This window comes from Cytobacillus spongiae, from assembly GCF_021390075.1.
Genome location: NZ_CP089997.1, coordinates 1,965,136 through 1,988,563 on the forward strand (window position 1 = coordinate 1,965,136; position 23,428 = coordinate 1,988,563).

The 23,428-nt window shown below is 39.5% G+C and carries 26 protein-coding genes; 17 read left to right on the forward strand and 9 right to left on the reverse strand.

Features of this window, described 5'->3' with window-relative positions; all coding sequences use genetic code 11:
* Nucleotides 1-74 precede the first annotated feature (74 nt).
* Nucleotides 75-458: a hypothetical protein gene (locus LS684_RS09965; protein WP_233811426.1), complete on the forward strand. Its 384-nt coding sequence runs from the start codon at nucleotides 75-77 to the stop codon at nucleotides 456-458.
* 320 nt (nucleotides 459-778) lie between these two features.
* On the opposite strand, the gene LS684_RS09970 is transcribed toward LS684_RS09965, so the two are convergent.
* Nucleotides 779-958, reverse strand: coding sequence for a hypothetical protein (locus LS684_RS09970; protein ID WP_233811427.1), 180 nt, complete (start codon nucleotides 956-958; stop codon nucleotides 779-781).
* Between the two features lie 495 nt (nucleotides 959-1,453).
* Here LS684_RS09970 and LS684_RS09975 point away from each other — a divergent pair, with 495 nt between their 5' ends.
* A complete protein-coding gene (locus LS684_RS09975; protein ID WP_233811428.1) occupies nucleotides 1,454-1,645 on the forward strand; it encodes a hypothetical protein in 192 nt (63 codons plus the stop codon).
* 383 nt (nucleotides 1,646-2,028) lie between these two features.
* Here the strand turns inward: LS684_RS09975 and LS684_RS09980 are convergent, their stop codons facing one another.
* Together LS684_RS09980 and LS684_RS09985 are read right to left on the reverse strand one after the other, a co-directional pair.
* Complete coding sequence (locus tag LS684_RS09980) at nucleotides 2,029-2,781, reverse strand: AAA family ATPase (protein ID WP_233811429.1); 753 nt, start codon at nucleotides 2,779-2,781, stop codon at nucleotides 2,029-2,031.
* A 64-nt stretch (nucleotides 2,782-2,845) separates the two neighbouring features.
* Complete coding sequence (locus tag LS684_RS09985) at nucleotides 2,846-3,442, reverse strand: DUF421 domain-containing protein (RefSeq protein WP_233811430.1); 597 nt, start codon at nucleotides 3,440-3,442, stop codon at nucleotides 2,846-2,848.
* Nucleotides 3,443-3,603: 161 nt separating this feature from the next.
* On the opposite strand from LS684_RS09985, the gene selB reads away from it, so the two are divergent.
* Together selB and LS684_RS09995 are read left to right on the forward strand one after the other, a co-directional pair.
* Nucleotides 3,604-5,484, forward strand: coding sequence for a selenocysteine-specific translation elongation factor (gene selB, locus LS684_RS09990; protein WP_233811431.1), 1,881 nt, complete (start codon nucleotides 3,604-3,606; stop codon nucleotides 5,482-5,484).
* A 253-nt stretch (nucleotides 5,485-5,737) separates the two neighbouring features.
* A complete protein-coding gene (locus tag LS684_RS09995; RefSeq protein WP_432418809.1) occupies nucleotides 5,738-6,952 on the forward strand; it encodes an alanyl-tRNA editing protein in 1,215 nt (404 codons plus the stop codon).
* 64 nt (nucleotides 6,953-7,016) lie between these two features.
* Here the strand turns inward: LS684_RS09995 and LS684_RS10000 are convergent, their stop codons facing one another.
* Both LS684_RS10000 and LS684_RS10005 read right to left on the reverse strand, forming a co-directional pair.
* Nucleotides 7,017-7,613 carry a CBO0543 family protein gene (locus LS684_RS10000; RefSeq protein ID WP_233811433.1) on the reverse strand — a complete coding sequence of 199 codons (597 nt, stop codon included), beginning with the start codon at nucleotides 7,611-7,613 and terminating at the stop codon, nucleotides 7,017-7,019.
* 42 nt (nucleotides 7,614-7,655) lie between these two features.
* Complete coding sequence (locus LS684_RS10005) at nucleotides 7,656-8,558, reverse strand: AEC family transporter (RefSeq protein ID WP_233811434.1); 903 nt, start codon at nucleotides 8,556-8,558, stop codon at nucleotides 7,656-7,658.
* 244 nt (nucleotides 8,559-8,802) lie between these two features.
* Here LS684_RS10005 and LS684_RS10010 point away from each other — a divergent pair, with 244 nt between their 5' ends.
* Nucleotides 8,803-10,461 carry a glutamine--tRNA ligase/YqeY domain fusion protein gene (locus LS684_RS10010; protein ID WP_233811435.1) on the forward strand — a complete coding sequence of 553 codons (1,659 nt, stop codon included), beginning with the start codon at nucleotides 8,803-8,805 and terminating at the stop codon, nucleotides 10,459-10,461.
* A gap of 118 nt (nucleotides 10,462-10,579) precedes the next feature.
* Nucleotides 10,580-11,053, forward strand: coding sequence for a hypothetical protein (locus LS684_RS10015; protein WP_233811436.1), 474 nt, complete (start codon nucleotides 10,580-10,582; stop codon nucleotides 11,051-11,053).
* A gap of 131 nt (nucleotides 11,054-11,184) precedes the next feature.
* On the opposite strand, the gene LS684_RS10020 is transcribed toward LS684_RS10015, so the two are convergent.
* Complete coding sequence (locus LS684_RS10020) at nucleotides 11,185-11,400, reverse strand: methionine aminopeptidase (RefSeq protein WP_233811437.1); 216 nt, start codon at nucleotides 11,398-11,400, stop codon at nucleotides 11,185-11,187.
* 153 nt (nucleotides 11,401-11,553) lie between these two features.
* On the opposite strand from LS684_RS10020, the gene LS684_RS10025 reads away from it, so the two are divergent.
* Entirely contained in the window at nucleotides 11,554-12,201 is a 648-nt protein-coding gene (locus tag LS684_RS10025; RefSeq protein WP_233811438.1) for a sigma factor-like helix-turn-helix DNA-binding protein, read from the forward strand.
* A 35-nt stretch (nucleotides 12,202-12,236) separates the two neighbouring features.
* Nucleotides 12,237-12,821, forward strand: a complete 585-nt coding sequence (gene clpP, locus LS684_RS10030; protein WP_233811439.1) for an ATP-dependent Clp endopeptidase proteolytic subunit ClpP — start codon at nucleotides 12,237-12,239, stop codon at nucleotides 12,819-12,821.
* A gap of 35 nt (nucleotides 12,822-12,856) precedes the next feature.
* On the opposite strand, the gene LS684_RS10035 is transcribed toward clpP, so the two are convergent.
* Both LS684_RS10035 and LS684_RS10040 read right to left on the reverse strand, forming a co-directional pair.
* Nucleotides 12,857-13,054 (reverse strand): alpha/beta-type small acid-soluble spore protein, encoded by a 198-nt coding sequence (locus tag LS684_RS10035; protein ID WP_233811440.1) that lies wholly within the window; start codon nucleotides 13,052-13,054, stop codon nucleotides 12,857-12,859.
* Between the two features lie 151 nt (nucleotides 13,055-13,205).
* Nucleotides 13,206-14,294 carry an AI-2E family transporter gene (locus tag LS684_RS10040; RefSeq protein ID WP_233811441.1) on the reverse strand — a complete coding sequence of 363 codons (1,089 nt, stop codon included), beginning with the start codon at nucleotides 14,292-14,294 and terminating at the stop codon, nucleotides 13,206-13,208.
* Nucleotides 14,295-14,592: 298 nt separating this feature from the next.
* On the opposite strand from LS684_RS10040, the gene recQ reads away from it, so the two are divergent.
* A complete protein-coding gene (recQ, locus tag LS684_RS10045; protein WP_233811442.1) occupies nucleotides 14,593-16,737 on the forward strand; it encodes a DNA helicase RecQ in 2,145 nt (714 codons plus the stop codon).
* Nucleotides 16,738-16,786: 49 nt separating this feature from the next.
* Here the strand turns inward: recQ and LS684_RS10050 are convergent, their stop codons facing one another.
* Nucleotides 16,787-17,419, reverse strand: a complete 633-nt coding sequence (locus tag LS684_RS10050; protein WP_233811443.1) for a nitroreductase family protein — start codon at nucleotides 17,417-17,419, stop codon at nucleotides 16,787-16,789.
* A gap of 353 nt (nucleotides 17,420-17,772) precedes the next feature.
* On the opposite strand from LS684_RS10050, the gene LS684_RS10055 reads away from it, so the two are divergent.
* The 8 genes from LS684_RS10055 to LS684_RS10090 all read left to right on the forward strand — a co-directional run bounded on the left by LS684_RS10055 (nucleotide 17,773) and on the right by LS684_RS10090 (nucleotide 23,411).
* A complete protein-coding gene (locus LS684_RS10055) occupies nucleotides 17,773-18,114 on the forward strand; it encodes a winged helix-turn-helix transcriptional regulator (RefSeq protein ID WP_233811444.1) in 342 nt (113 codons plus the stop codon).
* 81 nt (nucleotides 18,115-18,195) lie between these two features.
* Nucleotides 18,196-18,921 (forward strand): hypothetical protein, encoded by a 726-nt coding sequence (locus tag LS684_RS10060; protein WP_233811445.1) that lies wholly within the window; start codon nucleotides 18,196-18,198, stop codon nucleotides 18,919-18,921.
* Complete coding sequence (locus LS684_RS10065; protein ID WP_233811446.1) at nucleotides 18,914-19,657, forward strand: hypothetical protein; 744 nt, start codon at nucleotides 18,914-18,916, stop codon at nucleotides 19,655-19,657. Before LS684_RS10060 ends, LS684_RS10065 begins: the two co-directional genes overlap by 8 nt.
* Nucleotides 19,658-19,674: 17 nt before the next feature.
* Nucleotides 19,675-20,292, forward strand: a complete 618-nt coding sequence (locus tag LS684_RS10070; protein WP_233811447.1) for a histidine phosphatase family protein — start codon at nucleotides 19,675-19,677, stop codon at nucleotides 20,290-20,292.
* A 200-nt stretch (nucleotides 20,293-20,492) separates the two neighbouring features.
* Nucleotides 20,493-20,795, forward strand: coding sequence for an ArsR/SmtB family transcription factor (locus LS684_RS10075; RefSeq protein WP_233811448.1), 303 nt, complete (start codon nucleotides 20,493-20,495; stop codon nucleotides 20,793-20,795).
* Between the two features lie 69 nt (nucleotides 20,796-20,864).
* Nucleotides 20,865-21,644, forward strand: coding sequence for an SDR family NAD(P)-dependent oxidoreductase (locus LS684_RS10080; protein WP_233811449.1), 780 nt, complete (start codon nucleotides 20,865-20,867; stop codon nucleotides 21,642-21,644).
* A gap of 20 nt (nucleotides 21,645-21,664) precedes the next feature.
* Complete coding sequence (locus LS684_RS10085) at nucleotides 21,665-22,318, forward strand: NAD(P)H-binding protein (RefSeq protein WP_233811450.1); 654 nt, start codon at nucleotides 21,665-21,667, stop codon at nucleotides 22,316-22,318.
* Between the two features lie 94 nt (nucleotides 22,319-22,412).
* A complete protein-coding gene (locus tag LS684_RS10090) occupies nucleotides 22,413-23,411 on the forward strand; it encodes a DUF3231 family protein (protein ID WP_233811451.1) in 999 nt (332 codons plus the stop codon).
* The last annotated feature ends 17 nt before the right edge of the window (nucleotides 23,412-23,428 follow it).

Consider the following 23,428-nt stretch of genomic DNA (forward strand, 5'->3'; position numbering starts at 1 on the left):
CAAAATAATATTTTGATTATTTTTAATTTTCGGTTTTATAGCATATAATTAATATGGACTAGGAGGAGGGATTAGTGTTGAAAGTATTTTCATTTTTACTAATAGCTATCGTATTATCGGTTATTACAGCTTGTGGATTCACTACAAATGAAACAAAGTGGGATAGTTTTAATAATTTTATTACTAAAGGAGAAAAGAATATTATTGAACTTAGGGATGGTAAAACTGGAAAGACTGTTGAAATAGTCGAAGAAGAAAAGGTGAAAGAGTTTCTATTATTATTTGAAAAAATAAATTTATTAAAAGTCTCAGATGAAGAAATTAAAGGATACCAGTATCTTGCTAACATTGGATCTGACCAAATTCTTTTTTTTAATAAAATGATAAAGATAAATGATCAATATTATGAAACAGATAAAGAAGTTCCGGTAGAAAAAATAAAAAAATATTTCGAATAGTTTTAGGACTAGAATGTAGGTATAAGCCAATCCCTTTTTACAATGAGATTGGCTATTTACTTTTTATATACTTAACGTTGTAAATAAGCGCATTTTCCTGACGGTACCCCTATTACGGCAAAATCCAGCTAAAAAAAGTACATTCCCACTATAAAATTGACCAAATGAAATTGTATGGAGAGGACTTTCTCTGTGCGCCATACCACCTTTGGCAGCATGATGATAAAATGTTACTGGAGTCAATTAGTGAATCAGAAGTCAAACACATGAAATCCCCTCAGCAAATATAGACCGGGGGGATATTTTTCTTAATTGATCTCCTATTTTAAAGAACTCCAATACCTCTGAACAAAAAACACTGCTCCAATAAAAAATAGAAGGCCAACTAACTTTAAAAGGAATCTAGTTTGAAAGGTTGTATATTCATCACCTATAGATAACATGATTGCTCCAACTATTATTCCTAACAACCCTCCTAATATAACTAAAAATGTTTTCATTCTAGTTCAAACCTCCTGTTTTTGTAAAATTTACTAATTATTTTTCATATCAAAAATCTTTTCTTTGTAAAATATGGTAGCGTTATCCTTTTTAAATAAAAAGGGGATATTGACATGAAAAAAGGTTTTTACTAGTTTTTAGTGTTTTATTATTATTTCTCGCCACTCCAATACAGTCACTGGCAGCATTCTCAGATCCATAAACATCCAACGGAATTAAAGATTCTCCTACTTTTGTACATGAAGGGGAAACTTATACAATAACATTAGAAACCAACGGGAATGTTCAAATAGCTTACGTTGAAAGTGAGACTAATGTTTTAGAAACAGTTTCTTATAATCGTGCGAAGGATGAACTTCGTTTTAATAACGAATTAGCAAGTGAAGAATTCCTATTGAAAAAACAAAAGAATAAATAAGAGAAATATGACAATCTATCTTCTATTACATTGATACACTAGGAGATGGTTCCGCCAAGTAGGGAGGGAAATGAGAGTGAACCTATTCCTTTGGATAACGATTGGTTTCATCATAGCTGGATTCGTTTTCCTTTCTTTCACGAAAAGAAAAATAGAGCATCGACCAAATCCAACGAATTCCTCGATTATTTGGTGGGTTGTCGGAACAGCCAGGTGGGGTGTAGCAGGCATTGCACTGATTACATGGGCGTTTTATACCATTATGTAAGCAACAGGTAGATTTATAGAAAGTGACCACACTGTCTTTAAATGAAATAAAGAGGCTGGGACATACGTGTTTCAGTCAATGGTCTATCCGAATGATTAGGAGTTATCTCCTTTTACTCGTTCGGGTATTTTTGTTGGTTCGGAAAACAAGTTTTTTTTAAATAGTGGAATGGAGCGGAAGACACTCGACTACTAAGGGAAATAGAGGAAAGGCTGAGACACCAAAGCGCAGCGAGGAGGCTCAGCTTCCTCCCCGCGGAAAGCGAGAACCTGAAGTGCAGGAGGAACGAACTTGTTTTTACAACCTAAAAAATTTGAATAAAGTCATTGTTCGTCTTTGAGAAGGAGTGATTAAGTTAAGTCCCATTCTCTTTTGTCTTTCATTTAGTTGCCGAGCAAATGATGGAGGACGCGGTCCCTGTCATCGAAGAATTGTTTCATTAGTTGATAATGATTGGTTTCTTCTAGCTTTACTTCTTGGACACCTTCTGTCGTAAACTCTAGTATTTTTGCATGGGGGTAGGCCATGATGATCGGTGAATGGGTGGCGATAATAAACTGTGAATCATCGGTCACAAGTTCATCCATAATCGTAAGCATCGATAATTGTCTTAATGGGGAAAGTGCGGCTTCTGGTTCGTCTAAAATATAGAGTCCTTTTCCTCGAAATCGATTGGAAAATGTAGCAAAAAAGGCTTCACCATGTGATTGCTCGTGCAAGGAAACACCGCCAAAGGAATCAATAACCTTTCCTCCTGAGTAAGGATCGCTATCTAGCTCTTCTATTTGCGAGGCCACATTGTAAAAGGTTTCTGCTCGAAGGAAAAATCCGTCAGATGGTCTGTTTACCCCTTTAACTAAGCGAACATATTGTTCAAGTATGGAATGGGAATCAAATGTTGAGAATTGAAAATTTAATGAACCACCTTCAGGGTTAAAGCCTGCGCTAATGGCAATTGCTTCAAGTAACGTCGATTTCCCCATACCATTTTCTCCAATTAGAAACGTAACATTCGGGTGGAATGTCAGCTCATCAATCGATTGGATCATTGGTAAATTAAACGGGTGGTGATGCTGTGATGGAAACTCCTCTTTTTTCATGAGGAGCTTCCGAATATATGTATCTGTCTCGTACATGAATCTTCCTCCGTTTCAGTCCGTGTAGGTTTATTGTAGCAATAGGAGGGGATTCGTCAACCATTTATTGAAGGGGGTCATGATGCTGTACTTCTTGTACCTGATGAAAGAGATTTTGATTTGAGTTCTGCGCAGCAGGAGGGAAGGCTGGATGGGATTGCGTAGCTTGTAAGGCTTGAAAGAGCGCTTTTAACTCTTCGATATCCTTCTTCGTTGCCGGCTCTTCGCTGCTTCTCATTTCAATCCCAAGCTCTCCGCTTACCTCAAGACTTGCCGATTTCACCTTTGTCAGATCGTTTACTTGATTAAGACGTAACATCATTTTCAATTCATCTTCTGGCATCCTCGTCTTTCGTAAATTCTCATGTATAATTTGCCCATCTTGTATAAGTAGAATCGGCTCTCCCATAAGCCATCTTTTCGTGCGCGGAACATAAAGCTGTACCCATGAAATGATGAGTAGTCCTCCAATAATTAATGCACCATGATAAACGCTTGTAAGAGAACTATCGGATTTCAAGGGGTGAACCAATACCGTTCCAATTCCGATCATGACAACCACCTCGCTTGGAGTCATTTGTGAAAAGCTTCGCTTCCCCCCTATACGTAGCAAAATGAGCGCAGATAGGAGATAAATCAAAGCTTGTAGCCAGCCAGGCATCAGAGCACCTCCTTTTTCATTGATATCTTTATAATGGGTTAGATGAAAATTTTCATACATCGTTCCCTTTGTCTTCCGGTTTAGGAGAATGATATAATTTCTAAAAGTAGAAATGAACTGAATGATTCGGTTCGCATCATAAAAGTAGGTGGCAGTAAACGATGAGCAAAAGATATTTTACAATCGGAATGGCTGGTCATATAGACCATGGAAAAACAACATTAACGAAAGCATTAACGAATATCGATACCGATCGATTAAAAGAGGAGAAAGAAAGGCAAATCTCCATTGAGCTTGGATTTGCTCCATTACATGAAGACGATGAACTGCAAATCTCAGTAGTCGATGTTCCTGGACATGAGCGGTTTATTCGCCAAATGATTGCTGGAGTGGCGGGGATTGATCTCGTTGTATTAGTCGTAGCTGCTGATGAAGGCGTCATGCCGCAAACACGAGAGCACCTGGAGATTCTTCGATTTCTAGGCATTCAAACGGGCATAGTAGCGATTACGAAAATTGACCGAGTCGATCATGAATTTATTGATCTCGTGAAGGACGATATTTTAGAAGAGCTTCAAGGCACAGTCTTTGAGGAGGCCCCTTTTGTGTTAGTTGATAGTCTAACGAAAAAAGGGATAGATGTGGTAAAAGATCAGATTATACATATGTTGAAAGCACAAAATGTGCGAGATTCGAAAGGGGCATTTCGGTTGCCAATTGACCAGGTTTTTACGGTGAAAGGCCAAGGTACGGTCGTTCGAGGAACCGTCTATGAGGGGACTGTAGAAGAAGGGCAGCTCTTACAGATTATGCCAAGAGGGGAAGAAGTACGGGCACGTCAGCTCCAGGTTCATCATCAACCCGCTGAAAGAGCATATGCTGGGCAACGAACAGCGATTAATCTTTCGGGTGTCTCCAAAGACGATGTCGTTCGTGGAGATGTTCTTGTTTCATCAGAGCATTTCATCGTAACCAATACCATCGATGTATCCGTCCGCTTTACTTCTGATTTGGATTATTTGGTCAAACAGCGTATGCCAATTAAATGTCATATTGGAACAGCAGAGGTGATGGGCCGAATCGTCTTTTTTGACCGGAACGAATTGAAGGAAGAATCGGATGAAATCCTTTGTCAGCTTCGGTTAGATGAAGAGATTGTCACCAAACGAGGAGATCGATTCATTCTGAGACGCCCAAGCCCCCAAGAAACCATTGGGGGAGGCTGGGTCATTGATCCGAATGGAGAGAAATATCGCTTTGGAAACCAGACCATTGAGAAGCTATCGAAAAAGAAGGTGGGGACTCCAAAAGAGCGGATTACAGCCGCTTTATGGGAAAGCAAAAGCTTACCCATTCATGAGCTGGTGAAGCAAACTGCACTGGATGAGGACGTATTATCACATGAGCTAAGTGGGGATGAGTTTATCTGTTTCAACGGAAAAGACTATACAACTGCTAAACTAGTTCATTTGCTTGAGGAAGACATATTTGACCGTCTCCATCAATATCACCTGCAACATACGATGAAACAAGGCTTGAATAAAGCCGTTCTCCTGCAAAGTATGCAGGACTCAGCACCAAAGCAGCTAATTGAATATGTCCTTGACCAGGGGATCAAGCAGGAGCAATTCAACCGAAAAGGTCAATTCCTTCACTTAGCTGATTATCAACCTAGTGTTCCAAAGAATTGGCAAAAGCGCGCTGAGAATTTACTAGAACAGTTAAAGCAAGATGGATTCAAGGTTGTATATTTTCAAGACTACCTAAAGACTTCAGGAATTCCAGCAGATCTACATCAGGAGTTGAAGCATTTCTTTGAAGAAGACGAGACGATTGTGCCCATCGATGAACAATATGCATGGCATGGGGATCATTTTCGGACAGCCGTTTCGCAACTAAAAGCAAAAACAGGTACGGAATTTGAAGTAGCTGATGCAAAGGATGTATTAGGCCTTTCTAGAAAATATATGATTCCTTTCCTCGAAACACTTGATTCGAAAGGATTCACCAAAAGAATTGACAACAAACGTGTATGGATTTAAATATGGTTTAGATTTTTTCTAAAAGCTTGTTGATTTATAGCTGGTATGATACCAATTTTCATGTGAAGCTAGCTGTTTGTTGCTGAAAGATGCTAGACGCCTGTGGGAGCAGTGGGACAGATAGGATCCTAAAGGCAAAGCCAAGGATACTCACTGCCCCCCCCCCCTCTAGAAATGAGTATGATTGAGGGGGAAACTGCCAATATTCCTAAGCAACAAAGTATATGAATACAGTCTTATTAAATGATATGGAGTGACCTTTTTGAAGCATAAAATATATTATCAAAACCCCTATCAATCTTCGTTTACTGCAAAGGTTGAGAAAGTGGCAACAGATGAACAGAATCGAACATATGTGGTACTAAGTGAAACCGCATTTTACCCAACTGGTGGTGGACAACCACATGACATCGGAACACTTAACGGCGTTCCAGTCATTGGTGTAGAAGAAATCAATGGCGAAATTCGTCATTATCCTTCGGGTTCACTTGAAGATGGCACAACTGAGGTTCAAGGGGAAATTGATTGGGTCCGGCGATTTGACCATATGCAGCAGCATGCTGGTCAGCATATTTTAACTGCTGCCTTTATAGAAGTGTTTGGAATGGAAACGACAAGCTTCCATTTAGGAAAAGAGACGTGTACGATCGATTTGGATATCGAGAACCTGACAGAAGCAGAAGCATTGGCGGTGGAAGAGAAAGCGAATGCTATCATTTTAGAAAATCGCCCGATTGAAACGAAATGGGTGTCAATGGATGAAGCGGGAAACTACCCATTGAGAAAAGAGCTTGCTGTTACAGGGAACATTCGTTTAGTCATCATCCCAGATTATGATTACAACGGATGCGGCGGGACACATCCTCGCTCAACGGGAGAAGTGAGCGCCATTAAAATACTAGGCTGGGAAAAGCAGCGGAAGAAAATCCGTGTTCAATTTATTTGTGGAAAGCGAATCATCAAGCAGCTACACCTGAAGCAACAAAGTCTCGTGCAATTAAGTCAATCTGTAAATGCACCAGAAGAAGAACTGGTTCATGCTGTTTCGAGATTATTAGAGCAAAATAAGCAAAAAGACAAGACCATCGAGGCATTAAATGAGCAGTTGTTGCAGGGAGAAGCGGAACGGTATCTTCAAACAAATACTCCGATCATTAGCGCTGCCTTTAAGAATCGTTCGATTCAGGACCTGCAAAAGCTAGCCAAACAAGTGATAGAAGCAGATGAAGAAAGATTCATTTTTTTCGTATCGGAAAATGAGGACAAGCTTCAATTTGTTGGAGCTGCAGGAAAACAAATGAACATCAATCTTAAAGAGCTAGCAGCAGAAATCCTTCCATCCATTAATGGAAAAGGAGGAGGAAGTCCAAGCCTTATTCAAGGTGGGGGCAGTAAGTTGATTACAGGAGAAGAGCTCATCTGTCTAGCTGTGAATAAGTTAAACGGTGCAGGTACGGATACGCCGTGATCAGAATGATTAAATAATATATAACCATATACAAAAATGGACTGCCCTCCATCCTTGGGGGCAGTCAATCTTTTAGCGCGGCACGCTTCATGAATTTAATAATTAATCGACAAAGAATTCCAAGGGCAATATAGATGAAAAAAGACTTGGAGCTCGTCCAAGTGAATTCTTTGTAAATCCCAATCCATATCGTTACAGCTTCAGCAAAATATGAATTAAATGCAGAAACAAGGACCGTATATACATAAAACTTCGTGTCATTATCCCTAGCCCATTGATAAACAAACATAAAGGGAATAATAACGAGCGATATATCAAAGGGATACAGCTGTGGGAATAAGTAGGGAGATATACGTACGGGATAGTACCAAACTAATGCCGTGCTTCCAATTGAGTCTAAAATGATGGCGATATTCCCTAGAAATAAGCCAAACGTGACAATCTCAAAGATCCTCGACTTATCAACGAATTTCCACCAAATAACGGCAGGAACGATGGATAAGAAGATGAGCACCCACCAATTAAAGGTTAAATAATTTTCAGCAACCCAATACGCCTTTAATACTTCGTTAAAGTGTCGCTCTGTCTCGATTAACTCATCTAAAGTAGGGCTAGATGCTAACAGGCTTTCGCTAGCGAATACCCATTCAAGTATCATCATTCTACACACTCCTTCTTTCTAGTGTGTGTAGGAATACGCTGATTATCCGATGAGGGTTAATAAAATGGAAAGCGAAAGACTACTTAACAGCGTTGTAAATAACGCGATGCTTGAAACAAGCTTTGGCCTGGAATCGAATTGCAAAGCGTACATTGTTGTTGTGACGGCAGTAGGTGTAGCCGTCAAAATAATTAATACCTTTTGAAGAAGCGGCTCCATCGGTAGCACCGAGACGAGTCCAAAAGCAATCAAAGGAGAGCCAATTAACCGGACGAAAATGGCAACGATTGTATGGGACAGATTTGCCGATAAATGATCGACCTTTAATTCAGCTAGCTGCATTCCTAAAATCAGCATGGAAACAGGAATGGCAGCTTCTGCAAGAAGGTCAATAGCAGAAAAGATATTTCGTGTTAAAGGAATCTTTAACTCGTTCATAATCAGCGCAAGGAGTAATGTGTATGTTAAAGGCATTTTAAGGACAGATTGAATAGATGCAACAATGGTCTGTCTCCCTCGAGCAGCATAGTATACGCCAAAAAAATTCATGATCATGGATTGAAGGACTAAGAAGGAAACGGCATAAGTAAAGCCTTGTTCCCCAAAGACAAACAAGATGATTGGTGTACCGTAATTTCCGGCATTCATAAATGCGGTCGAGAGGATGAGTCCGCTTTCCATTGATTGATCTAAGCAGCGAAGCTTTGCGTAAATTTTATTTACCCCTATTAGAATGAAAAGTAGCGCAAAGGCAAACAAGGTAATCATCAAATATTGCTCGTCTAATGTAGCCGTGTAAAACGTTCGAAATACTAATGCTGGCGTTAAGATGTAGATGGCAAAGGTGGAAATCGACTTTACATCCAACTTCCGCCATTTTTGAACACCAAACCCAGCAGCAAAAATGCCGAAAATCGGAAGAAGTACTTGAATAAATACGGTCATACAAGAAGCCTCACTTCATTTAATCGAATTGCCTTATTCAACTTTAGAAAAAACATGACATTCTTTGAAAGAAAACGTGTGGTTTTCAGGAAAAACAGGTGAAAATCGTCTTTTTTCAAAAAAGATAATTGCAGAAACCTTTCAAAACATATTATTATCTTACAGTAGCACTTAATAATATTTTATTTTTCTTATTGATTCAAGTAAAATGGTAGGAAGTACATACAAGGAAAGGTGATACAGGTTGGAAAATAACTCATCGAATTTTATTCGAACGATTATGAAGGAAGATTTAGAATCAGGTAAGCGTGATCATGTTATTACGCGTTTTCCTCCAGAGCCGAACGGCTACTTACATATTGGCCATGCCAAATCAATCGTTATTAATTTTGGATTAGCAGATGATTTTAACGGGAGAACAAACTTACGATTTGACGATACGAATCCGTTGAAAGAAGATCAAGAATATGTAGATGCAATTAAAGAAGATGTGAAATGGCTCGGATATGAGTGGGAAGAGCTTCATTTTGCATCCAATTATTTCGAAGAGATGTACGATCGTGCGGTGTTATTAATTAACAAAGGAAAAGCCTATGTAGATGATTTAACAGCTGACGAAATCCGTCAATATCGCGGGACATTAACGGAGCCTGGAAAAGAAAGTCCATACCGCAACCGCTCAATTGAAGAAAATCTTGAGCTGTTTACGAAAATGCGCGATGGCGAATTCCAAAACGGAGAAAAAGTATTAAGAGCCAAGATTGATATGTCTTCTCCAAACATTAATTTAAGAGATCCGGTTATTTATCGAGTGTCTCATGCGACACATCACAATACCGGAGACAACTGGTGTATTTATCCGATGTATGCTTTTGCTCATCCATTAGAGGATGCAATTGAAGGAGTTACTCACTCACTTTGTACGACAGAATTTGAAGATCAACGTCCATTATACAATTGGGTTGTGGAAGAATGTGAAATGACACATAAGCCGCAGCAAATTGAATTTGGCCGATTAAACTTAACGAACACGGTCATGAGCAAGCGGAAGCTTAAGCAGTTAGTTGATGAAAAGTTTGTCGATGGCTGGGATGATCCGCGTATGCCGACGATTTCAGGCTTAAGAAGAAAAGGCTATACACCTGAAGCGATTCGTCAATTCGTTAAGGAATCTGGCGTTTCCAAAGGGGTTGCAACGGTTGACACGCAAATGCTTGAGCATTTCGTTCGTGAGGATCTTAAGATGAAGGCTCCTCGTACGATGGGCGTTTTACGTCCATTGAAGGTGGTTATTACGAACTATCCAGAAGGGCAAGTTGAAATGCTTGATGCAGAAATTAACCCTGAAAATCCTGAAATGGGTATGCGTCAAATTCCGTTCTCTAGAGAGATCTATATTGAGCAAGAAGATTTCATGGAAGATCCGCCAAAGAAATATTTCCGCCTATTCCCTGGGAATGAAGTTCGATTAAAGCATGCTTACTTCATTAAATGTGAAGAGGTAATCAAAGACGAGGAAGGAAATGTCGTCGAGATCCGATGTACATATGACCCAGAAACGAAAAGCGGAACGGGTTTTACAGGAAGAAAGGTGAAAGGAACTCTACACTGGGTCGAGGCAACACAAGCCATTCCAGCTGAATTCTGCCTCTATGAGCCCTTAATTCTTGATGAAGAAGCAGAAGAAGCCGATACGGATGGGAAAACATTCTTAGACATGGTGAACGAAAACTCTCTTGAGATCATCCAAGGGTTCATTGAGCCGAATATGAAGGATGCCAAAGGGCAGGATAAATTCCAATTTTTCCGTCACGGTTATTTCAACGTTGATCCAAAACAAACAACAAGTGATAAAACCGTCTTTAACCGTATTGTGTCGTTAAAAAGTTCGTTTAAATTATAAGATAATATAAAAAAACAGTGGGCAGCGCTCCACTGTTTTTTTGTTACATTATTTTGGGAAATGTGACACATATTATGTGTAGAAAGGAATGCTAACCTAGAACAGAGGTGTTACTTGTATGAAATATCCCAAGCTAGTCCTAATTGCTGTTATCGTCGGATCATGGCTCACTGTTCCTTTAATAGGGAAAAGTACCTTCAAAAAATATGCTCCAGCTGCAACCTTTATGTCATTCATTGTATTTGCCGAAAGCTTTCTTGCTAGGAAACGAGTATGGTGGTGGTTTTATCAGAAATTGGGTCGAGTAGTTGTCGGAGAGCTACCTCTCATTTTAGGCCCGTTTTTTGTAGGGACGTTATGGATTATGAAGTTCACGTATGGTAAATTTTACTTGTATGTAACGACCAACATTCTCGTTCATCTGCTGTTTACGTATCCTGTTTTGGATGGCATGAAACGATTAGGGATTGCATCTACTGTTAGATTAAGAAGGTACCAGCTGCTGCTTCTATTCCTTTTGAAGTCTCTCATCTTGTATGGTTTTGAATTCTTAAAAGATAAGCTAACATCTGTTGGAGCCAACCATGAGTAGACGATCAGAGAAAGTTCCTGATCGTCTACTTTCAAATTTGTCTTTGGTTTATGATTACGATTGAAGTGATGTGGAAGAACATCATAGAGGTTTCAAGAAGAGGAGGAGAACATTTACTTGAGTAGGACTCCTTATGAGTATTTAGCCGAATCCCAATCCGCAAAACTTCCACTTCCATTACAGCCTGGACACTCGTTAGAATCAGTGTAATAAGCATATTCACTTACAACGGAAATGTTGAACCCTTTTCCATAACAATCCGGACACTTCCCTTCAGCCTCCATTTTTGATACATGCTTTTCATATCTAGATGCTTGCCATTGAGTAATTGCATCCCAAAGACCCATAGTTGATCCCTCCTTTTTTTAAAATAGTATTATTATTATGGTATTCAATTTAGTAAATTATGCTATTTGACAAAAGTGAAATATATTTATTTGCCCGTATCTTTTTTGAATAGTCATTCGTTTAAGAAATGAGAAGGGCAGGAAGGAGTGAAGATGTTGCAGAAAATGCTTAACGAACATTTACCGACGGATATAGAAGGAGATATGTATGAACACCTGAAGAAATATTGCTGTTTTCTTTCCAAGAATAAATGGGATGGGGAAGATATGGCACATGCAGCATGGATGAAGGCTTTGGAAGCATACCATGAAGTAAGTCCGCCATTGTTGAAGAAAATCGCTTATCATGCATGGATTGACACTGTTAGGAAAAGGGAGCGAGAAGTAATCCGTGAACAGGAACCATCCACACAAATGCAAGAGGATCCTTCCGAACGAATGATTCGATGCAAGGAATCAATTGATAGGCTCATGCAGGTGATGACGGGCAAGCAAGCGATTATTTTTACATTAAAAGAAGGATTTCTGTTCAAGTCAAAAGAAATCGCTGACCTGCTTGATATATCTGAAACGGCTGTCAAAGCTTTGCTGTATCGAGGAAAAAACAGACTGCAAAAACAGCTGATGCTTCCAGTTTGGGAAGATCAGGATCGACAGGCTGTTTCTCAATTATTGTACGAAGCATTGCTAACGGAAGACCCGACGACACTCATAAAGGCTATTCTTTCAGAAGCCCCATCTCATGTTACGTTCAGCCGTGCTCAACAACCTCCTTTATGTACCTTCTCCATGGCTGCTTAAGCAGTCTAGTATTTCTAGTCTAGGAGGAGATTCTAATGAGTACCATTCCGTATGTAATTGAACAATCGAGCCGTGGAGAGAGATCATACGATATTTATTCTCGGCTGCTCAAGGACAGAATCATTATGATTGGTGAAGAGATAAATGACCACGTTGCAAATAGTGTTGTGGCCCAGCTTCTATTCCTAGAAGCGGATCATCCAGATAAAGATATATCCATTTATATTAATAGCCCTGGAGGCTCCACTTCTGCAGGTTTTGCTATTTTTGACACGATGCAGTATATCAAGCCAGACGTTCGGACGATTTGCACAGGACTTGCTGCTTCATTTGGGGCGATGCTCTTACTAGCTGGGAAGAAAGGAAAGCGTTTGGCCTTGCCAAATAGTGAAATAATGATACATCAGCCACTTGGCGGAGCACGGGGGCAAGCGACTGAGATTGAAATTTCTGCCAAGCGAATCCTAAAGCTTCGTGAACAAGTGAATGAAATCATTGCCGAACGTACGGGCCAGCCTATTGATAAAATTGCAAGAGACTCCGATCGCGATTTCTTTATGGGTGCAGAAGAAGCAAAGGAATATGGGATTATTGATGAAATAATTGTTCCTACGAGATAAGGGAAGGAGAGGCCCAATTGGACCTCTCCTTCATTTTATTGCTGTGATTGATTGGTCAATTGTTGTTCCCCCATTGCAATCAGTCGCTTGGTCATCTCGCCACCAACAGAACCATTCGCTCGTGCGGTCGTATCAGCACCAAGCTGAACTCCAAACTCATTGGCAATCTCTTCCTTCATTTGATTGAGAGCATTCTCTGAACCAGGAACCAACAGTTTGTTGCTTCTTGCCATGATCCATCACTCCCGACGAAAAAGTTTGAGCTAGAATCGCTCAACACTAGTTTCTCCCGTTAAAAATGAGTTATTCCATTAGCTTAATTGAAATTGATGGATATCATATCTCCCCCATTTTTTCATGAGGGAGAAGAGGTATTATGCACCTTTAGTCAATCGTTGAAGCACGAGCCTTTAAGAAACGAACCAAATTGACAATAATGGTTTTTGCCACTGCATAGGTTGGTATAGCTAAGATCATCCCAAGTATACCTGCTAAATTTCCAGCAACAAGCAATAAAATAATAATCGTGGCTGGGTGTGTGTCTAATTTTTTCCCGATAATTAGCGGGGAGAGGACATTTCCTTCAATTTGCTGTGCCACCGTAATAACAACGATAACAAGAAAAGCTTTTGTTGGTGAATCAAAGAGGGCAATGAGAACAGCAGGTGCTCCGCCCAAGAACGGTCCAACATAAGGAATAATATTGGTCACCGCTACAATTAAAGCCATGACAAGTGCATATGGCATATCGATGATCAAATAGCCAATATAACTAATCGTTCCAACAAAAAGAGCGACCGTAACTTGTCCTTGAATATAAGCTGCTAATGTATCGCCTGTTTCCTTTAACGTATTTAATCCTTGTTGTCGGTAGGAAGTTGGAAGAAACTTAGATACAGCGATTGGAAAGCGATTTCCATCCTTAAACATATAGAATAGTAAAAATGGGACGGTTACAATCGTTATAGCGATGTTTGTGACCACACTGAAAATACTTGAAATACTCGTTGTAATCGTATTCGGCAAAGTATTGGCGAATTCGATCAGTTTTTCTTCAATCGTTTCAAGCTTTACATAATCTTGATTGACGAACCATTTGTATTCTTCTGTTTTGATCGCATCCTCAATTACGAGTTTCGTTTGCTTCGCATATTGCGGGATATCATTAAAGAGCGCGGTTACCTGTTTCGAGATAATAGGCACTACGTTTGATACGACGAGAACAATAAGCCCTGCTACGACCAAGTAAATCGTTAATATGGCCAGTGTACGAGGGAACTTATATTTCTGTAATAATTTTACGACTGGGTTTAGAAGAAAATAAAGAAACCCTGAAATAATGATTGGAAAAAAGAGTGTCGATACAAAGATTCCAATCGGTTCGAATAAGAATGAAATTTTCGTTGAAAGATAAATGATCGCAATAATGATTAAGACTTGCAATGACCAATACTGAAGCTTTTTCTTTGCCAAAGAGAATTCACCTTTTCCATATGTAATAAGAGGATTATACCAAATTTTTCGTCACATTCATAAATTTTGCAGAGAGAAATTTATCTGTTTTCATTGGGTATCCAGTTTTCCCCCTAGTTCGCTTTTCTAATCAACCCATCTTTAAGAATGAAATTTTTTGTTGTATACTATATGTGCCTCTGCTACAACCACAAACGAGAAAACCCTCAATAAAGATTCTACCTGATCTACCTATTAATTAAAGGTAGAACGCAAAACGTCCACATTACATATCTCAATGAGAAAGGAGTATTTCAATTTGTTACAACAAGCTAAGCAATACTTACATACCTATTTTGGCTATTCTGAGTTTCGCAAAGGTCAGGAACAGGCCATAGAATCTGTTTTACAAGGAGAAAATACGATTTGTGTGATGCCGACAGGGGGCGGAAAATCCATTTGTTATCAAATTCCAGCACTTGTTCTTGATGGCTTAACAATTGTCGTATCTCCACTAATCTCCTTGATGAAGGATCAAGTGGATGCACTCTTACAAGTCGGAATTTCAGCAACTTATATTAATAGCTCGATCTCAGCTAAAGAGGCAGGGGAGCGACTATTTCGAGCGAAAGAGGGACAGTATAAGCTTCTGTATATTGCACCTGAACGGTTGGAGAGTTATGCCTTTGTCGAAGAGCTGAAGAGAATGAATATCCCGCTAGTGGCAGTCGATGAAGCTCACTGTATCTCGCAATGGGGACACGACTTTAGACCAAGCTACAGGTACATTCAATCAATGGTTCAACAGCTTCCAAGTAAGCCGATCATCATGGCATTGACAGCTACAGCTACCCCAAATGTGCGCGATGATATTTGTCATCTATTACATATTAATGAAAAGCAAACGGTCATGACGGGTTTTGAAAGAGAAAATCTAACATTTTCTGTTGTAAAAGGGCAGGATCGCTTGAAATACCTACAGTCATATATTAAAAACAACCAAAATGAGGCAGGTATTATCTATGCAGCTACTCGAAAAGCAGTGGACAAGCTCTATGACTTACTCGTAGCAAAAGGTGTTCAGGTTGGCAAATACCATGCAGGCATGAGTGATGCCGACCGGAGTGAAGAACAAGAACGATTTTTGCAAGACGATACGACCGTTATGGTAGCGACTTCTGCATTTGGGATGGGGATAGACAAATCAAATATTCGCTATGTGGTCCATTTTCAGCTTCCTAAAAATATGGAGAGCTATTATCAGGAAGCAGGCCGTGCGGGACGTGATGGCCTACCTAGTGAATGTACACTGTTATATTCTTCACAAGATGTACAAGTTCAACGGTACTTAATCGACCAATCGAGCGATCGTGAAAGAATGACACAAGAGCTTGAAAAGCTTCAATTCATGGTTGATTATTGTCACACGGAAAACTGCTTGCAGCAATATATTACAAGCTATTTTGGTGAAACAAATACAGAAGCTTGTGAACGCTGTAGTAATTGTACCGATCAACGAACAAGCTTTGATATTACTAAGGAAACGCAAATGATTTTATCTTGCGTGATTCGTATGGGGCAGAAAAAATACGGAAAAACGTTAACCGCTCAAGTATTAACTGGTTCACAAAATCAGAAGATCAAGCAATTTGGTTTTGAAAAGCTAACCACCTATGGAATATTAAAAGACATGAGTGCGAAACAGGTTAGTGATTTAATGGAATATCTGATTTCACAAGAAATAGTGGGGGTGGAGCATGGACAGTATCCCACTCTTTATGTACCTCCGAAAGGAAAGGATATTCTACTTGGAAAAGCGACCGTTTCGAGGAAAGAGGCGGTTGTAGAAACGAAGAAAATCGCAGTGGATCACCCGTTATTTGATGCACTCCGATCATTGAGAAGAGAAATAGCAGAAAGAGAGGGCGTTCCACCTTTTGTTATTTTTTCCGATTCCTCGTTGAAAGATATGTGTGCGAAGCTGCCAAGAACTGGCGAAGAATTTCTTCAAGTAAATGGGGTGGGGGAGTTAAAGTTAAAGAAATATGGCGAAGAATTTTTACAGGCCATCACAGGTTTCCTTGAAGAAAACCCTGTCCCTGAATCAGAGGGAAGTATGGAAGTGAAACCTGTTAGAAAAGCAGCGAAAAAAGAGAAAGATTCACACAAATTAACATTAGAGCTTTTTCACCAGGGATTGGGTATTAAAGACATCTCCCAAAAAAGAGAGCTATCAATCACGACGGTTGAAAACCACTTACTTCAATGCGCAGAACAAGGCCTTGACATTGACTTAGCACCATTAGTTCCAGCAGAAGCGATTTCGCTGATTCAAGCGGCAATAGAGGTTGCTGGTAACGAGAAGCTCAAACCAATAAAAGAAAACGTACCAGATGAAATCAGCTATTTCATGATTAAAGTCTTTCTATTCCTTCAACGGCAAAAGCAGATGCATTTGAATTAACGACAAAAAGGGACCGAGAGTTTGCTCTCAGTCCCTTTTATCAACTATATTAGAATGTTTCCCAGATCGTTACGTCTTCAACTTGAAAGCGAGTGCTTGGGTATGCTGCTTCTGCTGCTTTCCCAACAGAGATTAACATGGTTGGAATATAGCGAGAAGGAATGTGAAACTCTTCTGTCATTTTTTGACGGTCAAATCCGCCCATAGCACATGTATCATAGCCCATTCCTTTTGCAACTAACATTAATTGCATGGCAGAAAGAGATGAATTCATTAACGCTTGATCTTTACCCATATCAGGAATTGTATATGCGCCTTCAATTTGCTGAATAAGGCTGTCTTTTACTTCTCTTGGCATATACCCTTTTTGAACAGCCTCTTCAAATACAGGATCTGCATTTTTATTTGCTTCTGTATCTGCTAAAATACAAACAACAATCGAAGCGTCTGCCACTTGTTGTTGACCATATGCGATTGGTAAAGCTTTTGCTTTAGCTTCGTCACTTTCTAGTACAAGAAATTTCCAATGCTGAAGATTCCACGCAGAAGGTGCTTTTTGGGAATCCTCAAGCAGCTGATGAATTTCTTCTTTCGTCATTTTGTGTGAAGCGTCATACTTCTTAACTGAATGACGCTCATTAATTACTGAGTAAAAATCTGGCTTTGTAGCTGTTGTTGTCATAATTTGTGCCTCCAATGGATAATTTGTGGGAGAGTACATTTGTATTCTTCCCCTAATAACAGTGAGAAAAAAATGAAAATCATGTCAGTAATTAATTATACATAAATTACTTTTAGTAAGTAAAAACTTGTAGTAAAATAGATGAAAGTAATTAATAGCATAATGGTTACTAACTTACTTTATGTAAGTAACTATAATAATTATATTATAAGGTGTCAAGGGATAACTTAAATAAATTGTGAATTTCAATTGTATGATTGTGTTAAAATCATCCATTAATAGCAAAGTCTCCTAAACTGATTCCCAACACTGGGAGGATTTAAGGTATAATTCATTCTATAGAGGTGAAGGAAATGTCGGAATTATGTCCAAAGTTTGAAAAGGCAATGCAGATACTTAGTAAGCGCTGGACAGGGCTCATTGTGTATCGGCTTTTATCGGGTTCTCTACGGTTTTCAGAAATAGAAGCTTCGATGCCAATTAGTGGTCGACTGTTGTCAGAACGTTTGAAGGAGCTTGAGGAGGAAGGGATCGTCCACAGAAGCGTATATGCAAACGTGGTCCCCGTTCGGGTCGAATATGGCTTAACGGACAAAGGGCAAGCCCTCGAGCCTATTATGAGAGAAATACAGAGCTGGGCATATGAGTGGACAGGTACCATGACATGCGATTCCCCAAGCGTTAAGGGTGAATAAAAGAATCCGTCATGGGTTCTTTTTTGTCTATACATGTGTAAGGGGGATGAAATAGAAGATTCAAAGAGAGGGGGAAAATCGATGATGAATGTTCACATAGGTTTTTCTATTGTAGGTCTTCTGATTACACTCATTACTTGGGGGGGGCTTTTGACTTGGCTACATATGGTATATGTAAACGTTACATATCCAGTTAAGCGCTGGAAGGCCATTATTGTATTCTTCGTGGGAGTGTTTTCCTTTTCTTTTCAATTTCCGTTCAACGACCAGTACATAGCGATTTCGATTCTGCCATTAGGAGTTTGGCTCTTATATGGGATTTATCGAAAAAAAGAAAGCTGGGAAAGCTATCGTAAATTTGCCTGGATTGGGTTTATTGCGAATTACATCTTCTTGATAGGATCTGTAAGCGAGCCATTCATTCATGATATGGTTTATCCCAAAAACCAGCTATCTACCTATATTTCTAGTCTTTCATCACCAAACGTTGTCACTCTCCATGCCTCTTCTAAGAGCAGAGAACTAGATGATCAGAAATTTCTTTCCTTCTTAGATGAAATGAGTTCTGAGAAATTTTACAATGATGAGTGGTATGAGGAGCTGTACTTGGGAAAAGAAAATGCACAAGTTACTGAGCGGTTTCCTTTTCTACTCATTGGGGCAGAACCAGCCTTCGGAAGTGGGTTAAACACCCAAATCTACCTTGAGCGAGATGGCAAAGGTGTGTTGGTGATATCATCTAAGACGAAGCAGCATTATTTTCGTTCAACACACTCTTTTTGGATAGGAGGAGCTGAGCTTGACTAGAAGGTTGAAGATACTTATAGGAGCAATTCTTACAGCAATAGCAATTTCAGTGTGCTCGTTTTTCTATTTTTCACCTCCTTCTCCATTCCTAACAGAGAAAGAATTAGTGGAAAAAATGAATAGAGCTGTACCTCAAATGGAAGTGAAAAACATCCTCGATTCAATCCCCCTTGATCCAAAGCATCTGTTCGTTCCGTATATTTCAAAGTCTGGTGCATACGGAGTGAGTCATTGGGTTTGGCGCTGGAACGAATGGAAATTAGCTTCAATGGATTCAACAGGTGAGCCGAAGACATGGAAGCTGAAAGAGAATGATCCATCGACCCATTATATTGTTTGGAATATTGCTCCGAGTGAACAAGTGGATTACGTGGAATTTTATTTGATCAGAAATCGAAATTATATCGTGTCCGATGGAGAAGAGCAATATGTTCCGAAGGTTGAGCTGATGAAGGAGATGTCATTTTCTCAGCATCCATACGGAGTGATGAACCTGCCTTTGGAATGGGTTCAATTTATGCAATCCTACAAAAAAACCGTAGCATCAAAGCAAACGGTTAGCTTGATTGATCATTTTTATTTCGATCAACATATTTATTTCGGATGGCTTCCGTATAATGGGGCAGGGGAATATACGTTTCCAGAGAGCTCAGTAAATGGAATGGCTCATTATTTTGAGGATATTACACTAGATCATTTAATGATTTTAAACGAAATCGACTTAGAAACGAAATGACTGGAGGAGTAACGAACATGCTATCACTATATATTACTAGACACGGAGAAACGATCTGGAATACAGAAGAGAGACTACAAGGGTGGAAAAATTCTCCTTTAACAGAAAAAGGAGTCTATCATGCAACCCTTCTTGAAAGACGGTTAAGAAAAACGCCTTTCGAAGCCATTTATTCCAGTTCAAGTGATCGAGCTGTACATACGGCTGAAATTGTAAAAGGCGAACGGAGCTTCGAAGTAGTCAAAGAGGATCTCTTAAGGGAAATCTCTCTTGGCCATTGGGAAGGCCAAACACATAAGACATTAAGAGAGACGTACAAGGAACCATTTGATTTCTTCTGGAAGAAGCCTCATTTGTATCAAACAGAAACGGGAGAAACCTTTCCAATGCTTCTGACCCGAGCTAAGAAAGTTCTAGATTCCCTAACTGCTAATCACACTTCGGGAAATATTCTACTTGTCACACATGCCGTTTTTATCAAAGCGATCATTGCCCATGTAGAACAACGACCCTTACATACGTTTTGGGACCCACCATTTATCCATGATACGAGCTTAACAATCATCGAATGGAATGGTGCAAAGTGGAACATCGTTACCTTAGGGGATGTATCTCATCGTGAACATTCTAATTGACAAAAGACCTGTGGTTATATAAACTAAGAAATGTATTAAATGTTTAAAAGTTTAAACGCATTGTTTTCGGATTTGCGTGAATTTTTTCATGTAAATGACAGCTTAAAGCCCATTTCTAATGAAATGAAAGGGCAAAGACAAGTATGCATCAAAGATGATGCAGTAAGTTTTTCTAAAAATGAACTAGGGGGTTTGAATAGATGGGCCAAAGAGCAATGGACATTTTTCGCAAGTGTATTCCATTATTCCAAACCTTAAGTGACCCACATCGCCAAGACATTATTTTACTTCTAGCTGAACATGATGCGTTAACTGTTAATGAAATAACAGAGCACTCTTCCTTATCAAGACCTGCTATTTCCCATCATTTAAAGCTGCTAAAGGAAAAAGGTTTAATTGATGTGGAGCAAAAAGGAACGTTGCGATACTACTCGTTAGCACTAGATGAATCCGTTCAATTATTAAAAGACCTGATCGATACTGTCGAACATGATTGCCTTTAGGGAAACCTAGGGGTTTTAAAAAAATCATTATGTTTAAATGTTTAAACTTATAAAAAGGAGATGGAACAGATGACCAATCAAACCGTTCTTATTACAGGAGCTTCTGGCGGGATAGGGGAACAATTTGCTGAAAAATTTGCCCGTGAAGGATATGATATTATTGCTTCTGCTCGAAGCTATGATAAGCTCATTTTACTAAAGAACCGATTGGAGAAAACCTACCATATTAAGGTTCATATTTTTGCAAAAGACTTATCAATTGCTGATGAAATTGATGCATTATACGAAGATATTCAATCAATGAATATAAGAGTGGATGTCTTAATTAATAATGCGGGATTTGGATTATATGGAGAGTTCCTAGAAACGGATCTATCACAAGAACTAAATATGATCGACCTAAACATTCGATCCTTGACTCATTTAACGAAACTGGTACTGCGTGATATGGTGAAACATAATGAAGGGAAAATCTTAAATGTTGCTTCAACTGCCGCCTTTCAGCCAGGACCATTAATGGCGGTCTATTATGCGACAAAAGCCTATGTTCTCTCATTTACGGAAGCGATAAATAACGAGTTAAATAATACCAATATTACCGTATCTGCCCTTTGCCCTGGACCAACTGCAACAGGCTTCTCAGATCGTGCAGATCTCGCTCAATCGAAGCTCTTCCAAGCAGGAGTGATGGATGTAGAAACGGTTGTAAATATCGGATACGAGCAGTTATTCAACAAACAGACAGTTATTATTCCAGGTTTTAAAAATAAACTCCTGGCTAATAGCATCCGATTCGTGCCGCGGAAAATCGTACCATCCATCGTAAGAAATGTTCAAGGGAAAAAGTAATTATAATAGAAGGTGAAAAAATGAAGAAACGATCAGCACTCTTACTTGGAGCAACGGGTCTTATCGGCTCTGAACTATTGACTATCTTGCTTCAATCAGAAGAATACGAGGCAGTTACGGTGCTTGGTCGCCGTGAATTGCCTATTCAGCATCAAAAATTAACGCAGCTTGTGATCGACTTTGAGCAGTTATCCGAATATCGTTCGGCATTCAGGGTTGATGATGTATACAGTTGTCTTGGCACAACGATTAAGAAAGCAAAGTCAAAAGCGAATTTTGAAAAAGTCGATTATGAATATACGATTACAGCTGCTACGTTAGCTTCGGACGAAAAGGCTACCAATTTCTTAACGATTACATCATTAGGCGCTCATTCAAATTCTCTTTTCTTTTATAATCGCGTAAAGGGAAAGGTCGAAGATAAGCTTCGAGACATCGAACTAAATTGTGTTCTTATATGTCAGCCCTCCCTGCTACTTGGTGAGCGAGACGAATGGAGAAGAGGGGAGAAGTTCGCTGAAAAGGTAAGTGAGCGGCTGCCGTTTCTTTTCTCCGGCCCGCTAAAGGTATATCGTCCAATCGAAGGAAGAAGAGTAGCAAAATTCATGTACGAACAAGCCCTTCAAGAGAAAACCGGGTTTCATATCCATCCTTCTACCATGATGAACACATAATCTCGAATACAGTGGTTAACTAGCACCTAAATCGTGTATTTTTTCAAAGAAACAAATCCAAAATAAGAAAAAATACAAAAGGTGCTGTATACATATGAACCATAATTCAAAGCTAACCACAAATGAACTAGCAGCTCTTTGGAGTCTGTATATGGAGGGTTCGATGACGAGCTGTTTTATCACTTGTTTTCAAGCAGTCAACGAGGACGAGGAAGCAAAGCCAATTTTTGAGAGGGCCTTATCTGTACTGAATGATGTGAAAGTAGGGATTGAGTGCATTTATAAAGTGGAAGGGATACCGATTCCGAATGCCTTTTCAGATCAAGATATTAACCCATATGTGGAACGGCTTTATTCTGATATTTTTTCCCTTCGATTTATTCAGTTTATGGCATCTGGTGCAATGGTTAGTTTTTCGATGGCTGAGGGAACCGCAGCAAGAAAGGATATTCGTACGTTTTTTCACAGTGTGTATGGAAAAATGGCTGCTCTCTTTCATGACACGGTGGATTTCCTGCTTTCCAAAGGGGTATTTGTTCGATCTCCAATCATTAACTATCCGGATAAAGCAGAAAATATAAAGGATCAATCTTTCTTTTCATCGTTTTTTGGAAAACACCGTCCATTAACGGCTATTGAAATATCGCATATCGCAAAAAATTTAGAAACAAACTCCATAGGGAGAACGTTAATAATTGGGTTCTCACAAGTGGCCAAACAAAAAGAAGTCAGAGACCATTTGGTTCGGGGGAAGGAAATTGCTGAAAAGCATGAGAATTTATTAAGCTCGATGTTGGTTGAGGATGATATCCCGTCTCCTTCCACATGGGATTCAACCGTTTCAAAATCAATCACCCCCCCATTCTCTGATAAGCTGATGCTCTTTCTAATTGGCTCATTAAATGCCACTACAATCGGGAATTACGGTTTAGGGATGGCTGCTAGCATGAGGAAGGACATCAACCTAAATTATGGTAGATTGTTGGCTGAAGTCGGTCAATACGCAGAGGATAGTGCAAAGCTTATGATTCGATTTGATTGGATGGAAGAACCGCCGCAAAATGCGGATCGTGATGCATTAAGAAGACGTTAATGGACTAGCGCTGAAAC